The sequence below is a fragment of the Mycobacterium lehmannii genome (assembly GCF_001499925.1).
Lineage (GTDB): Bacteria > Actinomycetota > Actinomycetes > Mycobacteriales > Mycobacteriaceae > Mycobacterium > Mycobacterium lehmannii.
The window spans coordinates 1-13,891 of the sequence record NZ_LQIR01000032.1 but is presented as its reverse complement, the minus strand read 5'-3'; the positions used below and the strand labels follow the sequence as shown (position 1 = coordinate 13,891).

The 13,891-nt window shown below is 66.4% G+C and carries 14 protein-coding genes and 1 pseudogene; 7 read left to right on the top strand and 8 right to left on the bottom strand.

Translation table 11 applies throughout. The features are described 5' to 3' along the window. Positions 1-8 precede the first annotated feature (8 nt). From AU192_RS16700 to AU192_RS16675, 6 genes are all read right to left on the bottom strand, one after another. Positions 9-1,055 carry an MCE family protein gene (locus AU192_RS16700; RefSeq protein WP_064398124.1) on the bottom strand — a complete coding sequence of 349 codons (1,047 nt, stop codon included), beginning with the start codon at positions 1,053-1,055 and terminating at the stop codon, positions 9-11. Then, positions 1,048-2,103: an MCE family protein gene (locus AU192_RS16695; RefSeq protein WP_064398122.1), complete on the bottom strand. Its 1,056-nt coding sequence runs from the start codon at positions 2,101-2,103 to the stop codon at positions 1,048-1,050. Before AU192_RS16695 ends, AU192_RS16700 begins: the two co-directional genes overlap by 8 nt. Then, entirely contained in the window at positions 2,100-3,572 is a 1,473-nt protein-coding gene (locus tag AU192_RS16690) for an MlaD family protein (RefSeq protein ID WP_064398120.1), read from the bottom strand. The genes AU192_RS16695 and AU192_RS16690 overlap by 4 nt, the downstream gene beginning before the upstream one ends. After that, on the bottom strand, positions 3,573-4,427 hold the full coding sequence (locus AU192_RS16685) for an MlaE family ABC transporter permease (RefSeq protein WP_064398118.1): 855 nt from the start codon (positions 4,425-4,427) through the stop codon (positions 3,573-3,575). Position 4,428: 1 nt separating this feature from the next. Beyond that, entirely contained in the window at positions 4,429-5,268 is an 840-nt protein-coding gene (locus AU192_RS16680; RefSeq protein WP_064398116.1) for an MlaE family ABC transporter permease, read from the bottom strand. 248 nt (positions 5,269-5,516) lie between these two features. After that, complete coding sequence (locus tag AU192_RS16675; RefSeq protein WP_242656964.1) at positions 5,517-6,140, bottom strand: TetR/AcrR family transcriptional regulator; 624 nt, start codon at positions 6,138-6,140, stop codon at positions 5,517-5,519. Between the two features lie 156 nt (positions 6,141-6,296). Here AU192_RS16675 and AU192_RS16670 point away from each other — a divergent pair. Further along, positions 6,297-7,205 (top strand): annotated as a pseudogene (locus tag AU192_RS16670) (oxygenase MpaB family protein). Between the two features lie 46 nt (positions 7,206-7,251). After that, positions 7,252-8,892 carry a fatty-acid--CoA ligase FadD8 gene (fadD8, locus tag AU192_RS16665; protein WP_423202704.1) on the top strand — a complete coding sequence of 547 codons (1,641 nt, stop codon included), beginning with the start codon at positions 7,252-7,254 and terminating at the stop codon, positions 8,890-8,892. Positions 8,893-8,973: 81 nt separating this feature from the next. Here fadD8 and AU192_RS16660 read toward each other — a convergent pair whose 3' ends face one another. Beyond that, entirely contained in the window at positions 8,974-9,576 is a 603-nt protein-coding gene (locus AU192_RS16660) for a nucleoside/nucleotide kinase family protein (protein ID WP_064398111.1), read from the bottom strand. Further along, a complete protein-coding gene (locus AU192_RS16655; RefSeq protein ID WP_064398109.1) occupies positions 9,560-9,769 on the bottom strand; it encodes a hypothetical protein in 210 nt (69 codons plus the stop codon). Before AU192_RS16655 ends, AU192_RS16660 begins: the two co-directional genes overlap by 17 nt. A 152-nt stretch (positions 9,770-9,921) precedes the next feature. Between AU192_RS16655 and AU192_RS16650 the strand changes: the two genes are divergently transcribed. The 5 genes from AU192_RS16650 to AU192_RS16630 are packed head-to-tail and all read left to right on the top strand — an operon-like array spanning position 9,922 to position 13,661. Further along, complete coding sequence (locus AU192_RS16650) at positions 9,922-11,124, top strand: RNA polymerase sigma factor (RefSeq protein ID WP_064398153.1); 1,203 nt, start codon at positions 9,922-9,924, stop codon at positions 11,122-11,124. A 10-nt stretch (positions 11,125-11,134) separates the two neighbouring features. Next, on the top strand, positions 11,135-11,821 hold the full coding sequence (locus AU192_RS16645; protein WP_064398108.1) for an HAD family hydrolase: 687 nt from the start codon (positions 11,135-11,137) through the stop codon (positions 11,819-11,821). 16 nt (positions 11,822-11,837) lie between these two features. Beyond that, positions 11,838-12,293 carry a nitroreductase family deazaflavin-dependent oxidoreductase gene (locus AU192_RS16640; RefSeq protein ID WP_064398106.1) on the top strand — a complete coding sequence of 152 codons (456 nt, stop codon included), beginning with the start codon at positions 11,838-11,840 and terminating at the stop codon, positions 12,291-12,293. Between the two features lie 10 nt (positions 12,294-12,303). Continuing rightward, a complete protein-coding gene (locus AU192_RS16635; RefSeq protein WP_064398104.1) occupies positions 12,304-12,753 on the top strand; it encodes a nitroreductase family deazaflavin-dependent oxidoreductase in 450 nt (149 codons plus the stop codon). Further along, positions 12,750-13,661: a 1,4-dihydroxy-2-naphthoyl-CoA synthase gene (locus AU192_RS16630; RefSeq protein WP_064398102.1), complete on the top strand. Its 912-nt coding sequence runs from the start codon at positions 12,750-12,752 to the stop codon at positions 13,659-13,661. Before AU192_RS16635 ends, AU192_RS16630 begins: the two co-directional genes overlap by 4 nt. Positions 13,662-13,891: the final 230 nt, after the last annotated feature.

The following is a 13,891-nucleotide window of genomic DNA, read 5'->3' as shown; positions in this document are numbered from 1 at the left end:
TGCCTGGCTCATTTGCAGTCCTGGTAGTACTCGAGCAATCCGAACTGTTTGGCCCGGCCGCTGATAGCGCACATCCAGGAGTCGACCAGCAGGCCGCTGGAGGCGTTGAAGTCGATCGCATTGCCGGTGCCGGTGATGTTGGTCATGTTGCGTAATGCGACGGCCCCGGACTGCAGGATGCTGCGCACCATACCGTCGTTTCGGCCCAGCAGAGTGGAAAGCTCCTGCAGATTGTCGAGCAGCTCCTCGAGCTCGGGCCGATCGTCGATCACGACGCCGCTCAACGTCCGAACCAGATTGGTCAGCCCGTCCATCATCGCCTGGAACGTGGCACGCCGCGCGACGAACTCGCCGAGCAACGAGTTGCCCTGATCCATCAGGCTGCCGATGGTCGACTGCTGGCGCCGCAGCGTCGAGCTGACCAGCTCCGTCGTCTTGAGTAGTTCACCCAACTGGTCGCGGCGTTTCGCGATGATCGTCGACAGCGTCTGAGTGTTCTCCAACGCCTGCGGAACCACCGGGGGCAGGGTCTCGAGCTGGCGGCCGAGAATAGTCAGGGTTTCGGCGAACGAATCGGAGTCCACCTGCTCGTAGGTGGTGGTGACGTCGGCCAGTGCCTCCTGCAGGTCGTAGGGCACCTCGGTGTGCGTCAGGTCGAATGTGTCGTCGGGCAACGAACCTGGGCCGTCGGGATACAGCGCGAGGTACCGCGATCCCAGGATTGTCGTGATCTTGATCGAGGCGCGCGAGTCTTCGCCGAGTACGACATCGTTGCGCACCTTCAGACCGGCCTCGACATGGTCGCCCTTGAGTTCCATGCTCGACACCTCGCCCACCGGGATGCCGGCCACGGTGATCGGATTGCCCGGTTGCAGCGCCGCGGCCTGCAGGAAGCGTGCGGTGTAGTGGCGGTAGCCGAAGTCGGCCACTCTCACCAGCATCAGCGCCCCGATGAGAACCGAAACCACCGCGACGGCAACGACTCCCAGCCAGATCTTGCTGTAGTTCTCCAGTGGGCGCCGCCTGCGACGGACGGCAGTTGTTCGATCAGCCATTGGCCATATTCCTGCACTTCGGGGTGTATCGGGCTTTGTTGCCGGGGGTGGCCGCGTCGACGACGATCGGCGTCACGTCGTTGAGACCGGGGAAGAACGCGGTGCCGTCGAGGTTGCACGCGTAGGCGCTGGCATAGGTGCCCTCGCCGGTGATGCGCGCGAATCCCTTCAGCATCAGCGGCAGATTGGCGCCGACGAAGGCCAGTTGCGGTTCGATCTTGACCATGTGCGCGGCGAAACCCGGTTCGCGCTCGACGAGTTCGTTCAGCGAGGGGTAAACCTCGTCGGAGATCGTCGACAGCTGACGCACCACTTTCGCGATCGAGCCCATCGAAACCACCAGCTGAGGCCGCCGCGCGTCGAAGGTCGAGACCACCGACCGCGCTTCGCCGATGATGTGGTCGAGGTCGTCGTTGTGTCGGGCGAGGTTGGCAACCACGACGTTCAGGTCGGTGATCACCCCGCCGAGCTCCTCGTCGCGACCGGCGAAAGCGTCGGTCAGCTGCGCGGTCTGGTCGATCAGCGCGGTTATCGACCCCTCGTCGCCCTGCAGCGACTGGATGACACCTTTGGTGAGATTGTCGGCGTGCCGCGGGTCGAGCACGCTGAACAGCGGTTCGTACCCGTTGAGGAGCCGGCCCACGTCGAACGACGGATCGGTCTGTTCGACCGGGATGACACTGCCTGCCGGCAGCGGATCGGGCGATCCCAGGTTCCCCAGCGACAGGCCGAGATACCGCTGTCCGACGATGTTCTGGTAGGTCACCGAAGCGACGGTGGCGCCGAGCAGCTGCTGCTCGCGCTGCACGACGAACGACACCTTGGCGTGTTTGCCTTGCAGGTCAATGCTTTCCACCCGGCCCACCCGGACGCCGGCCATTCGGACGTCGTCACCCTCGCGCAGGCCGAAGACATCGGTGAACACGGCGGAGTAGGGCACCGTCGACCCGGCCACGTCCCGGCGCAGCGTGACATAGACCAGCCACGTCAAGGTCAGCGCCACCACCATGAACAGCGACAGCCCGACCAGTGCGGCGCGATACTTCATCGGGCTCCCCCGATCACGGCTTCGGCCGGCAGCGGCGGCGCCGGTGCGGGTGCGGGTGCGGCCGGTGGCGGTGCCTGCGGCCGGGGCGGATCACCTGGTTTAGGCGCAACCGGCGCCACAGGTGACTGGTTCGCCGGCGGTGGCGGTATCGGCACCAGCGCGTCGTTCGCCGTTCCCGGCACCGGTGGTGCAGGCGACATCCACGGCGGCAGTGGCGGATTCGGATCGGCCAAGCTCGGATTCGGGTTCACCAGCGGCGGACCCACGGCGATCAGGTTCCCGTTCTCGCCGAGCACCGTGCCCGGCGGCGGCGCCAGATCCTTGGGCGGCTGATAGTTCTGCGGCAGCAGGACGTCGGGCAACTCCGGCCGGGTCACCACCAGGGGCGCGGTGTAGCAGCTGGGACCCTTCAGTTCCCCGTATCTCGGGCAGTCTGCCCGGGTGTAGGTGTAGCTCGGGGTCAGCGAGAAGTTCATCCGCATATTGCCGATATCGCGCTCGGGTCGCCACACCTCTTCGAAGAACTTGTCGGACAAGCCATTCAGCTTGACGAAGGCCGGCAGCCAGTGATGAGAGGTGTCGGCCAGGATCCCCATCACCGGGGTCAGCTCCGTGGTGGTCGTGACCAGCCGGTCGGTGTGGTTGTTCAGAGCTGTGTGCGTGGTTCCCACGGTGTGCATCCCGCCACTGATGAGGGCGTCGAGTTGAGCACGCTGCTGCACCAGGGTCTGCATCGGCTCGACGGCCATGTGCAGCGCGTCGATCAGCTCCGGCGCGGTGGCCTGCAGTCCGCGCGTGGCATCGACGAGCGCCGAGACCGTGGTCGGTCCCGGATCGGTGGCCACGATCGCGTTGAGCTGATCGAGCAGCCGATTCAGTTGCGCGCCGCTGGTGAGCAGTTCGGTGCGGCGATCCTCGGTGGCCTCGTTCACCGCCGCCAGGACGCCCACCGTCTTGTCCTCGCGGCCGCGCCCGGTGGCGGCCAGGATGTCGCGCAACTTGCTGATCGTGGTCTGGAACAACACGGTCGGCAGCTCGGTGTCTTCTGCAATGTGCGCCCCCGCACTGATCGGCGGTCCGGGGTTCGCGCCGGGATCCACCAGCTGCACCGACGACACCGCGAACACGTTGCTAGGCACGACCCGCGCCGTGACGTTGGCAGGTATGGAGCGGGCGTAGTGGGGATCGAGATTGATGTGGACGTAATTCGGGTTTCCGTGCGCAGCCGGGGTGACACCGTCGACGGCTCCGACCAGTACCCCGTGGTACTTCACGTCTGAACGTTGCGGCAGTCCATCGCCGACGTTGACGAGATTCGCCACGACCCGCACGAACGGATCGAGGCGTCCTGTCGCCTTGACCAACAGGGTCACCGAAACCAACGCCAGCACAACGGCAACGGCGATGCCGGCTCCGATCAGCTGGCGATCGGTGGGCCCCCGCCCGTCCAGATCAAAGGAATTCGCCACCTACCCCCCAAACCTCGCTCCGGAGTCGACGTTCCACAACGCCATGGTGAGAAGCATGTTGACGATGATCACCACGGTGATGCTGGCCCGCATGGCGTGTCCTGCGGCAACCCCGACACCCTCGGGTCCGCCGCTGGCATAGAAGCCGTAGTAACACTGGATCGTCGTGGCGATCCACACGAAGATGATCGCTTTGAGAAGCGAATACAGGATGTCCTGACCCGACAGCATCAGCGTGAAGTAGTGCAGATAGGAGCCGGTCGATCCGCCGCTGATGACATACACGACGACCTGGGTGGTCAGGTAGCTGACCGCCAGGCAGACGACGTAGAGCGGGATGACCGCGACCACCGACGCCATCAAACGGGTGGTGACGAGGTACGGGATGGGACGGATCGCCAATGAGTCGAGGGCGTCGATCTCTTCGGCGATACGCATCGAGCCCAGCTGCGCGGTGAACCGGCAGCCTGCCTGGGTGGCGAACGCCAGCGACAATGCGATCGGGGCGAGTTCGCGAGTGTTGACCAGCGAGGAAATGATTCCCGTCGCCGGCCCCAGCCCGAGCAGGTCGAGGAAGTTGTAGCCCTCGATGCCCACGAGTGCGCCGACCGTGACGCCGAGGACGATCGCCACTCCGGCGGTTCCGCCGCCCACCACCAAAGAGCCGTTGCCCCAGGCGATATCGGAGAGCAGGCGGACGAACTCGGAACGATAGTGCCGCAGCGCCAATGGGATCGCGGCGATGGCCCGGACGAAGAAGACCAGCATGTGGCCGAGCCGCCCGATCGGGGGGCCGACCTTGCCGAAGAAGCGGACGAAGGGCGCCAGCAGCGGAGGTACGAACGTCGACGCCATGTCACAAACCGACCCGGGGGAACAGCATGATGTAGAGCTGACTGATCGCGACGTTGACGACCATCAGAATCAGAATCGATTCGACAACGGCGGCGTTGACCGAGTTCGCGACGCCGGTGGGGCCGCCCTGCGTGGACAACCCCTTCTGGCAGGACACCACCGCGACGATGGCCCCGAAGATGACTGCCTTCACCATCGCCACGATCATGTCGCCGGTGGTCGTGAACGAGGCGAACGTGGCGACGAAGCTGCCGGGCGCGCCGTTCTGAAAGTAGACGTTGAACAGATAGCTGGCGAGGAATCCGACGAAGCACACCATTCCGGTGAGCGCCACGCCGATCATGATCGCCGCGACGAACCGCGGAACGACCAGGCGCCGGATCACCGACACGCCCATCACTTCCATCGCGTCGGTCTCCTCGCGCATCTTGCGGGAACCGAGGTCGGCGGTGATGGCCGAGCCGACGGCGGCCGCCATCAGGATCGCGGCAGTCAGGGATGCCGCCTGGCGGATCACGGCCAGGCCGCTGGCTGCTCCGGCAAGTGACGTGGCCCCGACCTGCCCGGCCAGGAGTGCGAACTGAATCGACAGAGTGACGCCTATGGGTAGGGCCACCAGGACCGTCGGCAAGACCGCGGTGCCCGCCATGAAGGCAGCCTGGCGGATGAACTCCCACCACTGGAAACGTCCGGTGAACAAGTCGATGAACATGTACTGCACCGTGCGCACGCCGAGCACGAACTGGTCCCCGGCAGTCGCGAGCGAGGCCAGGGGATGGCGTCTGACGTAGCCGCCGGCCCAGTTCCCGATGACCTCGACTCCGTCACCACGTGCCGTCATGCTGAATCGCCGTTCACTTAATGCTCAAACCCCCTGTCGGCAGCATTCACCATGCCTCGAGACTGCCGCAGCAAAATTCAGTATTTTCCGCTAGGGCCTCCATGGCTGTCGCGTTTGCTTCCACGACGAGACCCGTCACCTCACACATGGCTCGATGAGGATGGACATTAACTTATGCCGCTCCGGGGTGGGTCCGGTACCGCACCTTTGGCAGCGTTCAGGATGCTGACACGAGCGTGAGCTCGCGTTCAATTCGCGTTTGGAGGCTGGGCGTGGTCAGGCAGCAGCGGGAAACAGTCCTGCGGCGGGGTCGGCCAGGGCCGCAGGTAGTTGAGCGCCATCAGCGTGAGCTCGTCGACGAACCTGTCCCGGTCGATCGACGGCTGGTCGAGGATGTAGCGAACACAGAGGTGCTCGACCATCCGCACCAGCATCCAGGCCGAGACGTCCAACGATGCATCGGCCCTGACCTGCCGCTTGTTGATCGTCAGATAGGCGATCGTCAGTTCGCCGATGCGCTGCTCGAACGCGACCAGCTTGCTCTCGGCGCCCAGCCGCGGCGTGTGTTCCATGACCGCACGGAGGAACTCGGGGTGCACATCGAGCGCATCGACGAGGCCGGCGATCGACTCCCGAACGTAGTCGGGTGCCGGCCGGTCCAGGCGTTCGGAGACGCGCGCGGCCACCCGCGCGGACAACTGATCGCTGAAGCGGTCGATGACGGCGGCCGCGATCGCGTCCTTGTTGGGAAAGTACTGATAGAGGGATCCGGGACTGATTCCGGCGGCGGAGGCGATCCGGTTGGTCGAGGCGCCGTCGAAGCCGTGGGTGATCAACACCTGTTCACCGGCGTCCAGGATGCGATCGACCATCGCCCGCGAACGCTCCTGCCGGGGCGCGCGCCGCAACCTCGACCTCGGGTCGGCGGTCATGACAACGCGAATTGAACGCGAGTGATAGCTCGTGTCAGCATCGGCCCATGGTGACACAGCAGGCGGCCACCGCGACCCGGTATCTCGGACAGCGATATGACGTCGGCCGATTCCCCGGCTGACGGCCGGATCACGCTGGGTCCGTCGTCGCTGTTGTGGCGGTGGGCGGGCGATATGCGCATCGCGTTCGAGGGCGGGACGGCGGGTCTGCTGCAGACCATGCACCCCGCCGTCGGCCAGGGTCTTATCGACCATTCCGACTTCTTCGACGACCCGGTCGATCGAGTGTTCCGTTCGCTGCCAGGCATTTTGGGCACCGTGTACGACGGCCCTCAGGCCGAGGTGACCGGGGTGCGGGTCCGCGACTTTCATCACGACATCAAGGGCACCCTGGCCGACGGAGCCCGGTACCACGCCCTGAACCCCGAAACGTTCTAGTGGGCGCACGCTACCTTCCAGCGGATGGTGGACCGGATCGCGCTTCACTGGGATCGACACGGGTTGACAGAGAAGGAAAGTGAGCAGCTCTACGCCGAGGGCTGCGAGTGGTATCGCCGCTACGGGATGACCGCCGGCGTGGTGCCGCCCAACCGCGCCGCATTCGAACGCGAGCTTCAGCGTTACTCCCGCGAGGTGCTTCAGCCCAATCCCGCGTCGGATTACCTGATCGAGTTCATCGGCCGGCGCGCGATCCCCGACATGAGCGCGTCGCCCGACTACCCGAGCCATCCGCGGCTGCGTCCGCTGGCCGACGCCTTGTTACCCACGATGCCAGTGCGGATGGCGCTGGCCCCGCCGATGCGGCTGGTGATCTTCGGCGGCCTGCCGTCGATCGTGCGCGAACGCTTCGGCATCCGGTGGACGCGCGGCGACGAACGCCGCTACCGCGCCATCCGTCGCGCGATTCGCACCGGGTGGCCCTACGTACCGGCGACATTCAAGTGGTATCCGGCCGCGCGCAGCGGATGGTTGCGCGAACGCGGGCACCTGCCGTCGCGGTTCTAGCGTTTCCGGGGACCTGGTGACTGGAACTGGAACACGTTCTAGTCTGATGGTCATGACTCAGGCTGCTGCTTCTTCGCGCGAGCGCTCATCAGGCGACCTGCTGCGCCATCCCATCCACTCCGGCCATCTCACCGTCGGGGCACTGAAGCGGAACAAGGACAAGCCGGTGCTGTTCCTCGGGGACACCACACTCACCGGTGGACAGCTCGCCGAGCGGATCAGCCAGTACATTCAGGCGTTCGAGGCGCTGGGCGCGGGTTCGGGAACGGCCACCGGCCTGCTGTCGCTGAACCGGCCGGAAGTGCTGATGATCATCGGCGCCGGGCAGACCCAGGGCTACCGCCGCACCGCACTACACCCTCTCGGCTCTCTGGACGACCACGCGTATGTGTTGAACGACGCCGGGGTCACGTCGCTGATCATCGACCCGAACCCGATGTTCGTCGAGCGGGCGCAGGGACTGTTGGAGAAGGTGCCCGCGCTCAAGCAGGTGCTGACGATCGGTCCGGTGCCTGCCGAGTTGGAGGGCGTCGGCGTCGACCTGACCGCCGAGGCCGCCAAGTACCCGCCGCAGCCCTTGGTGGCGGCGGACCTGCCGCCCGATCACATCGGCGGCATGGCCTACACCGGCGGGACGACCGGTAAGCCCAAGGGTGTGATCGGCACCGTGCAGTCGATCACGACGATGACGACGATCCAGTTGGCCGAGTGGGAGTGGCCGGAACGCCCGAAGTTCTTGATGTGCACCCCGCTGTCGCATGCGGGTGCGGCGTTCTTCGTGCCGACGATCATCAAGGGCGGCGAGCTGTTCGTGCTGACCAAGTTCGACCCGGCCGAGGTGCTGCGGGTGATCGAGGAGCAGAAGATCACCGCGACGATGCTGGTGCCGTCGATGATCTACGCGTTGATGGACCACCCGGATTCGCGCACCCGCGACCTGTCGTCGTTGGAGACGGTGTACTACGGCGCCTCGGCGATGAACCCGGTGCGGCTGCGCGAGGCGATCGACCGGTTCGGCCCGATCTTCGCCCAGTACTACGGCCAGTCCGAGGCGCCGATGGTGATCACATACCTGGCCAAGGGCGATCACGACGAGAAGCGGTTGACGTCCTGCGGGCGGCCGACGGTGTTCGCGCGGGTGGCGCTGTTGGACGGTGACGGCAACCCGGTGTCCCAGGGCGAGGTCGGCGAGATCTGCGTGTCCGGGCCGCTGGTGTCCGGTGGCTACTGGAACAAGCCGGAGGCGACGGCCGAGACGTTTCGCGACGGTTGGATGCACACCGGCGATCTGGCCCGCGAGGATGAGGACGGCTTCTACTACATCGTCGACCGGACCAAGGACATGATCGTGACCGGTGGGTTCAATGTGTTCCCCCGCGAGGTGGAAGATGTTGTGGCCGAGCATCCTTCGGTAGCTCAGGTGTGTGTGATCGGAACGCCCGACGAGAAGTGGGGCGAGGCGGTGACCGCGGTCGTCGTGCTGCGCCCCGACGCCGACCGCTCCGAGGTGGCCGTCGCGCAGATGACCTCCGAGATCCAGGCGGCGGTCAAGGAGCGCAAGGGATCGGTGCAGTCACCCAAGCAGGTGATCGTCGTGGACTCGGTGCCGGTGACCGCGCTGGGCAAGCCGGACAAGAAGGCCGTGCGCGCGCAGTTCTGGGAGGGTTCTGAACGCGCTGTCGGCTAGCTTTTCTTGCTGCGAGCGACCCCTTTTGCACGTGGGTTCGCGGCGTGTCGGCGGGCAGACACGGTCGCTCGCGGGGGTTTGCTACGGCGTGACCACGAAATCGGCTCTGTCGCGGACGGTTTCGATGCGCGCAGCGTTGCGGTCGTCGATGGCGCGCACCCACGCCTCGGCCTGTTCGGGCGACTTACCGAACTCGACGTGGCGGGCGATGAGGCGACGACGGCGAACGTCGGGCGGGGCATCGACGAACCACACCTCGTCGAGCAGGGCGCGGATCGTCGGCCATGGGCGCTCGTCGTCGAGGAGGTAATTACCCTCCGTCACGATCAGGAGATGGTCGGGCAGGACGGCGATGCTGCCGGCGATGGGCTGTTCGAGATCGCGGTGAAACGCCGGCGCGTAGACGGTCTCGTCGCCCTGGGCCCTGATGCGTTGCAACAGAGCGAGATACCCGTAGGCGTCGAATGTGTCGATGGCGCCTTTGCGGTCGAGGCGGTCCAGGCGCTGCAGTTCGACGTCGGCGAGGTGGTAGCCGTCCATCGGCACGTACACCGAATCGCCGGCCGCGGTCGCTATCGCCTCGGCGAGTGTCGACTTGCCTGCGCCCGGCGCACCCGTGACGCCGAGAACGACGCGGGGCTGTCGGCGCCGCAGCGCGTCGAGGCGACTAGCCCAGGAGGGCATCGATTTCCGCGGCGAAGCGAGCCAGTCGCTCCTCTTCGCTCGGAATGCCCCGCTGCTCGTCGGCGGCCCGCTGCCAGCCCAGCCGCCACATCCTCGCGATCGCCCGATCCCCCAGTCCCGCGTACGGGTTGACGAGCGTGTGCGGGAACGCCTTGCGGCCTTCCCAATACGCTGTGACCAACCTGTGGGTCATACCTTCTAACTTTCCGTCGCGAGCTCGGCGAAAGCGCTGCGACACGCCGCAGGAAACCGTAGATTGCGCTTCCCGATTCTTGTTGCGTGAGCCCGCGTCGGCACAATGAACGCGTGAGCGACGTGCAGGCGACCGTCGATGCGGTGTGGCGCATGGAGGCGGCGAAAATCGTCGCGACTCTGACGCGCTCGGTCGGCGATGTCGGGCTCGCCGAAGACCTGGCCGCCGACGCGCTCGTCGACGCGCTTGAGCAGTGGCCAACGACGGGTGTACCGCGCAACGCCGGAGCATGGTTGACCACCGTTGCCAAACGCAAGGCCATCGACTTGTGGCGCCGCCAGGACAATCTCGACAGCAAATACGCCGCGATGGCTCGCGAGCTCGAAAGCCACGTCGAGGAATCGTGGGACCCCGACCGCATCGACGACGACGTGCTCCGGCTGATCTTCATCTCTGCGCATCCGGTGCTGCCGCGCGAAGGCCGGATCGCGTTGACATTGCGGGTCGTCGGCGGGCTTACGACCGAGGAGATCGCCCGCGCCTTCCTGACATCCACCGCGACGGTCGCCGCGCGGATCACTCGCGCCAAGAAGGCCCTCGCGGCCGCGAACGTGGCGTTCGAGGTGCCGGGCCGCTCGGAGTATCCGGAGCGGCTGTCGGCGGTGCTGAGCGTGATCTACCTGATCTACAACGAGGGTTATTCGGCGTCGTTCGGTCAGCGCTGGACCCGCGACGAGCTGTGCACCGAGGCGCTCCGCCTCGGCCGGGTGCTGGCTGCGCTGGTGCCCGACGAACCGGAAGTCCACGGCCTGGTGGCGCTGATGGAACTGCAGTCGTCGCGCTTCGCCGCCCGCACCGACAGCGACGGCAGGCCGATCCTGCTGGAGGACCAGAACCGGGCGAAATGGGATCGAGCGCAGATCCAACGCGGGGTGGCCGCACTCGAGCGGACCGCGAACACGTTGCGGCGCAAGGGCACTGGATGGGGCCCTTATGCGCTGCAGGCAGCGATCGCCGAGTGCCATGCCACCGCGCCCACCGCCGCTGACACCGACTGGCACCGCATCGTCACGCTGTACGACGGGTTGGCTCGCGCGGCGCCGTCGCCGGTCGTCGAATTGAACAGGGCGGTGGCGGTGGCGATGGCCGACGGCCCCGAGGCGGGGCTGGAGATCATCGATTCGTTGACTGGGTTGGACGGCTCGTATCTGTTGCCGAGCGTGCGCGGCGAACTGCTCGCCCGGTTGGGCCGCGGCGCAGAGGCCGCCGGCGAGTTCGACCGGGCAGCCGCCATGACCGACAACGAGCGGGAACGGGAAGTGCTGCGCGACAAGGCAAGTCGATTTCGCCGGTAGCATCGGCGCAATGAGCGAGGTCAAGGCCGTCCTGTTCGACTTCTCCGGCACGTTGTTCCGGCTCGAGGAGGACGAGAGCTGGTTTCACGGAATTGCGGTCGACGACCGCGAGGTCGACGGCCATGTGCAGGCCGAGTTGATGCACCGGATGACCGCGCCGACGGGCCAGCACGTCGAGATGACTCCCGAGGCTCACCGCGTATGGGTGAACCGCGATCTGGCGCCGCATCTTCATCGCGAGGCGTATCTGCACATGCTGCGCGAGTCCGGGTTGGCCGACGAGCACGCCGAATCGCTGTACGGGCTGCTGATCGACCCGATGAACTGGACTCCGTATCCCGACACCGCCGAGGTGCTGCAGGGTTTGCATCGCAAGCACATCAGGACGGCGGTGGTGTCGAACATCGCCTTCGACGTGCGACCGGCGTTCGTGTCCCTCGGTGCGGCCGAATTCGTCGACGAGTTCGTGTTGTCCTTCGAAGTCGGCGCGGTCAAACCCGACCCGGCGATCTTCGAGTTCGCGTTGGACCGGCTGGCCGTGGACGCCGCGTCTGCGTTGATGATCGGAGACAGCGACGAGGCCGACGGCGGCGCCCGCGCGGTGGGCTGCCGGTTCGCCCTGGTCGATCCGCTGCCGACCACCGAGCGCCCGGACGGTCTGCGAACCGCGTTGTCCGGCTACGGCGTCGCGGTCTGAGCGATAGCCTCACGGGATGGGCGATCGGATGGCGCCCCCGCGGTGGCTCAAATTCGCCAACAAGTTGGTGATGGTGCTGCTGCGCCTCGGGCTGCCGATCTCGCGGCACGAGTCGCCTGTGGTGTTGACGGTGCCGGGCCGTAAGACCGGCAAGCCACGGTCGACGCCGATCACGCCGATGTTCGTCGACGGCGCCCGCTACGTCATCAACGGCTACCCGGGCGCGGACTGGGTGCGCAACGCCCGTGCGGCGAACCATGTCACGCTGCGTCAGGGCCGGCGCTCGGAGCGGGTGCGCCTCGTCGAGCTCACCCCTGACGAGGCGCGCCCGGTGCTGCGGCAGTTCCCGGCGCAGGTTCCCGTCGGTGTCGACGTGATGACGCGGGCGGGTGTGTTGGAGACCGGGACACCCGACGAGCTCGAGGGGATGGCGGGCCGGCTGCCGGTGTTCCGCGTCGATCCGATCACGTAGCGTTTGCGCCATGTCCGACATTCGCCTCCCGTGGTGGTTGAAGTACGTCAACAAGGTGATGATCGGCCTGCAGAAGCTCGGCATCCTCGGGGAGAAAGGACCCGTCGTGCTGTCCGTACCGGGACGCAAGACCGGCAAGATGCGGTCCACCCCGGTCACCCCGATGGAGGTCGATGGTCAGCGCTACGTGGTCGGCGGGGTACCCGGCTCCGACTGGGCCGCCAACGTCAGGGCGGCCGGTGAGGTCACGCTGCACATCGGCCGCCGCAGCGAACGTGTGCGGATGGTGGAGATGCCCGTCGACAAGGCGCGACCGTTGTTGCGGGAGTTCCCTTCGAAGGTGCCCACCGGGGTGGACTTCATCAAGAGCGCCGGACTGGTCACCGGACCCGACCCCGACGAGTTCGAGGCGCTCGCCGGTCGCTGCCCGGTATTCCGCATCGATAAGGTAACCCCGTGAGTGACAACCCCTTTGACTCGTCGTTGTGGCAGCCCATCGAGGGCTTCGAACTGACCGACATCACCTATCACCGCCACGTCGTCGACGGCGTTCCGCGGCCCACGGTGCGCGTCGCGTTCGACCGGCCCGAGGTGCGCAACGCGTTTCGGCCGCACACCGTCGACGAGCTGTACCGCGTCCTCGACCACGCACGGATGTCATCGGATGTCGGTGTGGTGCTGCTGACCGGAAACGGGCCCTCACCGAAGGACGGCGGATGGGCGTTCTGCTCGGGCGGGGATCAGCGGATCCGCGGCCGCAGCGGTTACCAGTACGCGTCGGGCGAGACCGCCGAAACCGTCGACCCGGCGCGCGCCGGGCGCCTGCACATCCTGGAGGTGCAGCGGCTGATCCGGTTCATGCCCAAACCGGTGATCTGTCTGGTCAACGGGTGGGCCGCCGGCGGTGGACACAGCCTGCACGCGGTGTGCGACCTGACGCTGGCCAGCCGCGAGCACGCCCGGTTCAAGCAGACCGACGCCGACGTCGGCAGCTTCGACGGCGGATACGGCAGCGCGTATCTGGCCAAACAGGTCGGCCAGAAGTTCGCCCGCGAGATCTTCTTCCTGGGCCGCCCCTACACCGCCGAGCAGATGCACGCGATGGGTGCGGTCAACGCCGTTGTCGACCACGCCGAACTGGAGACCGTCGCGCTGCAGTGGGCTTCGGAGATCAACGGCAAGTCACCGCAGGCGATCCGGATGCTCAAGTACGCGTTCAACCTCACCGACGACGGTCTGGTCGGTCAGCAGCTGTTCGCCGGTGAGGCAACGCGATTGGCGTACATGACCGACGAAGCGGTCGAGGGTCGCGACGCGTTCCTGGAGAAGCGCGACCCCGACTGGAGCGCCTTCCCGCGCTACTTTTAGGCGGCGGTTTGGGTGCACTGGCAATCGCTGAGCGACTGGTAGCGCACCGGAATCGCTAGTCAGGGTGCGACGGCGCCCGGGCTGAAGTTCCCGTCGTCGGGTCTGCTGGCCGCCGGCCGCAACTGAGCGATTTGTGCACGTTCTGGAGCGGTGAGTGGCTGTTGCGATTTGTGGTTGGTTGCCGGTGGGCGGTGACAGGTTGGTGGTACAGGTTGGTGGTGTGGCCCCGG

What these genes read in the sequence shown, in the direction of transcription:
- AU192_RS16645 (WP_064398108.1), top strand. Translation starts at nt 11,135, where the DNA reads ATGAGCGAGGTCAAGGCCGTCCTGTTCGACTTCTCCGGCACGTTGTTC.
- AU192_RS16680 (WP_064398116.1), bottom strand. Translation starts at nt 5,268, where the DNA reads ATGACGGCACGTGGTGACGGAGTCGAGGTCATCGGGAACTGGGCCGGC.
- AU192_RS16685 (WP_064398118.1), bottom strand. Translation starts at nt 4,427, where the DNA reads ATGGCGTCGACGTTCGTACCTCCGCTGCTGGCGCCCTTCGTCCGCTTC.
- AU192_RS16660 (WP_064398111.1), bottom strand. Translation starts at nt 9,576, where the DNA reads ATGCCCTCCTGGGCTAGTCGCCTCGACGCGCTGCGGCGCCGACAGCCC.
- AU192_RS16695 (WP_064398122.1), bottom strand. Translation starts at nt 2,103, where the DNA reads ATGAAGTATCGCGCCGCACTGGTCGGGCTGTCGCTGTTCATGGTGGTG.
- AU192_RS16640 (WP_064398106.1), top strand. Translation starts at nt 11,838, where the DNA reads ATGGGCGATCGGATGGCGCCCCCGCGGTGGCTCAAATTCGCCAACAAG.
- AU192_RS16635 (WP_064398104.1), top strand. Translation starts at nt 12,304, where the DNA reads ATGTCCGACATTCGCCTCCCGTGGTGGTTGAAGTACGTCAACAAGGTG.
- fadD8 (WP_423202704.1), top strand. Translation starts at nt 7,252, where the DNA reads ATGGTCATGACTCAGGCTGCTGCTTCTTCGCGCGAGCGCTCATCAGGC.
- AU192_RS16700 (WP_064398124.1), bottom strand. Translation starts at nt 1,055, where the DNA reads ATGGCTGATCGAACAACTGCCGTCCGTCGCAGGCGGCGCCCACTGGAG.
- AU192_RS16655 (WP_064398109.1), bottom strand. Translation starts at nt 9,769, where the DNA reads ATGACCCACAGGTTGGTCACAGCGTATTGGGAAGGCCGCAAGGCGTTC.
- AU192_RS16650 (WP_064398153.1), top strand. Translation starts at nt 9,922, where the DNA reads ATGGAGGCGGCGAAAATCGTCGCGACTCTGACGCGCTCGGTCGGCGAT.
- AU192_RS16675 (WP_242656964.1), bottom strand. Translation starts at nt 6,140, where the DNA reads ATGGTCGATCGCATCCTGGACGCCGGTGAACAGGTGTTGATCACCCAC.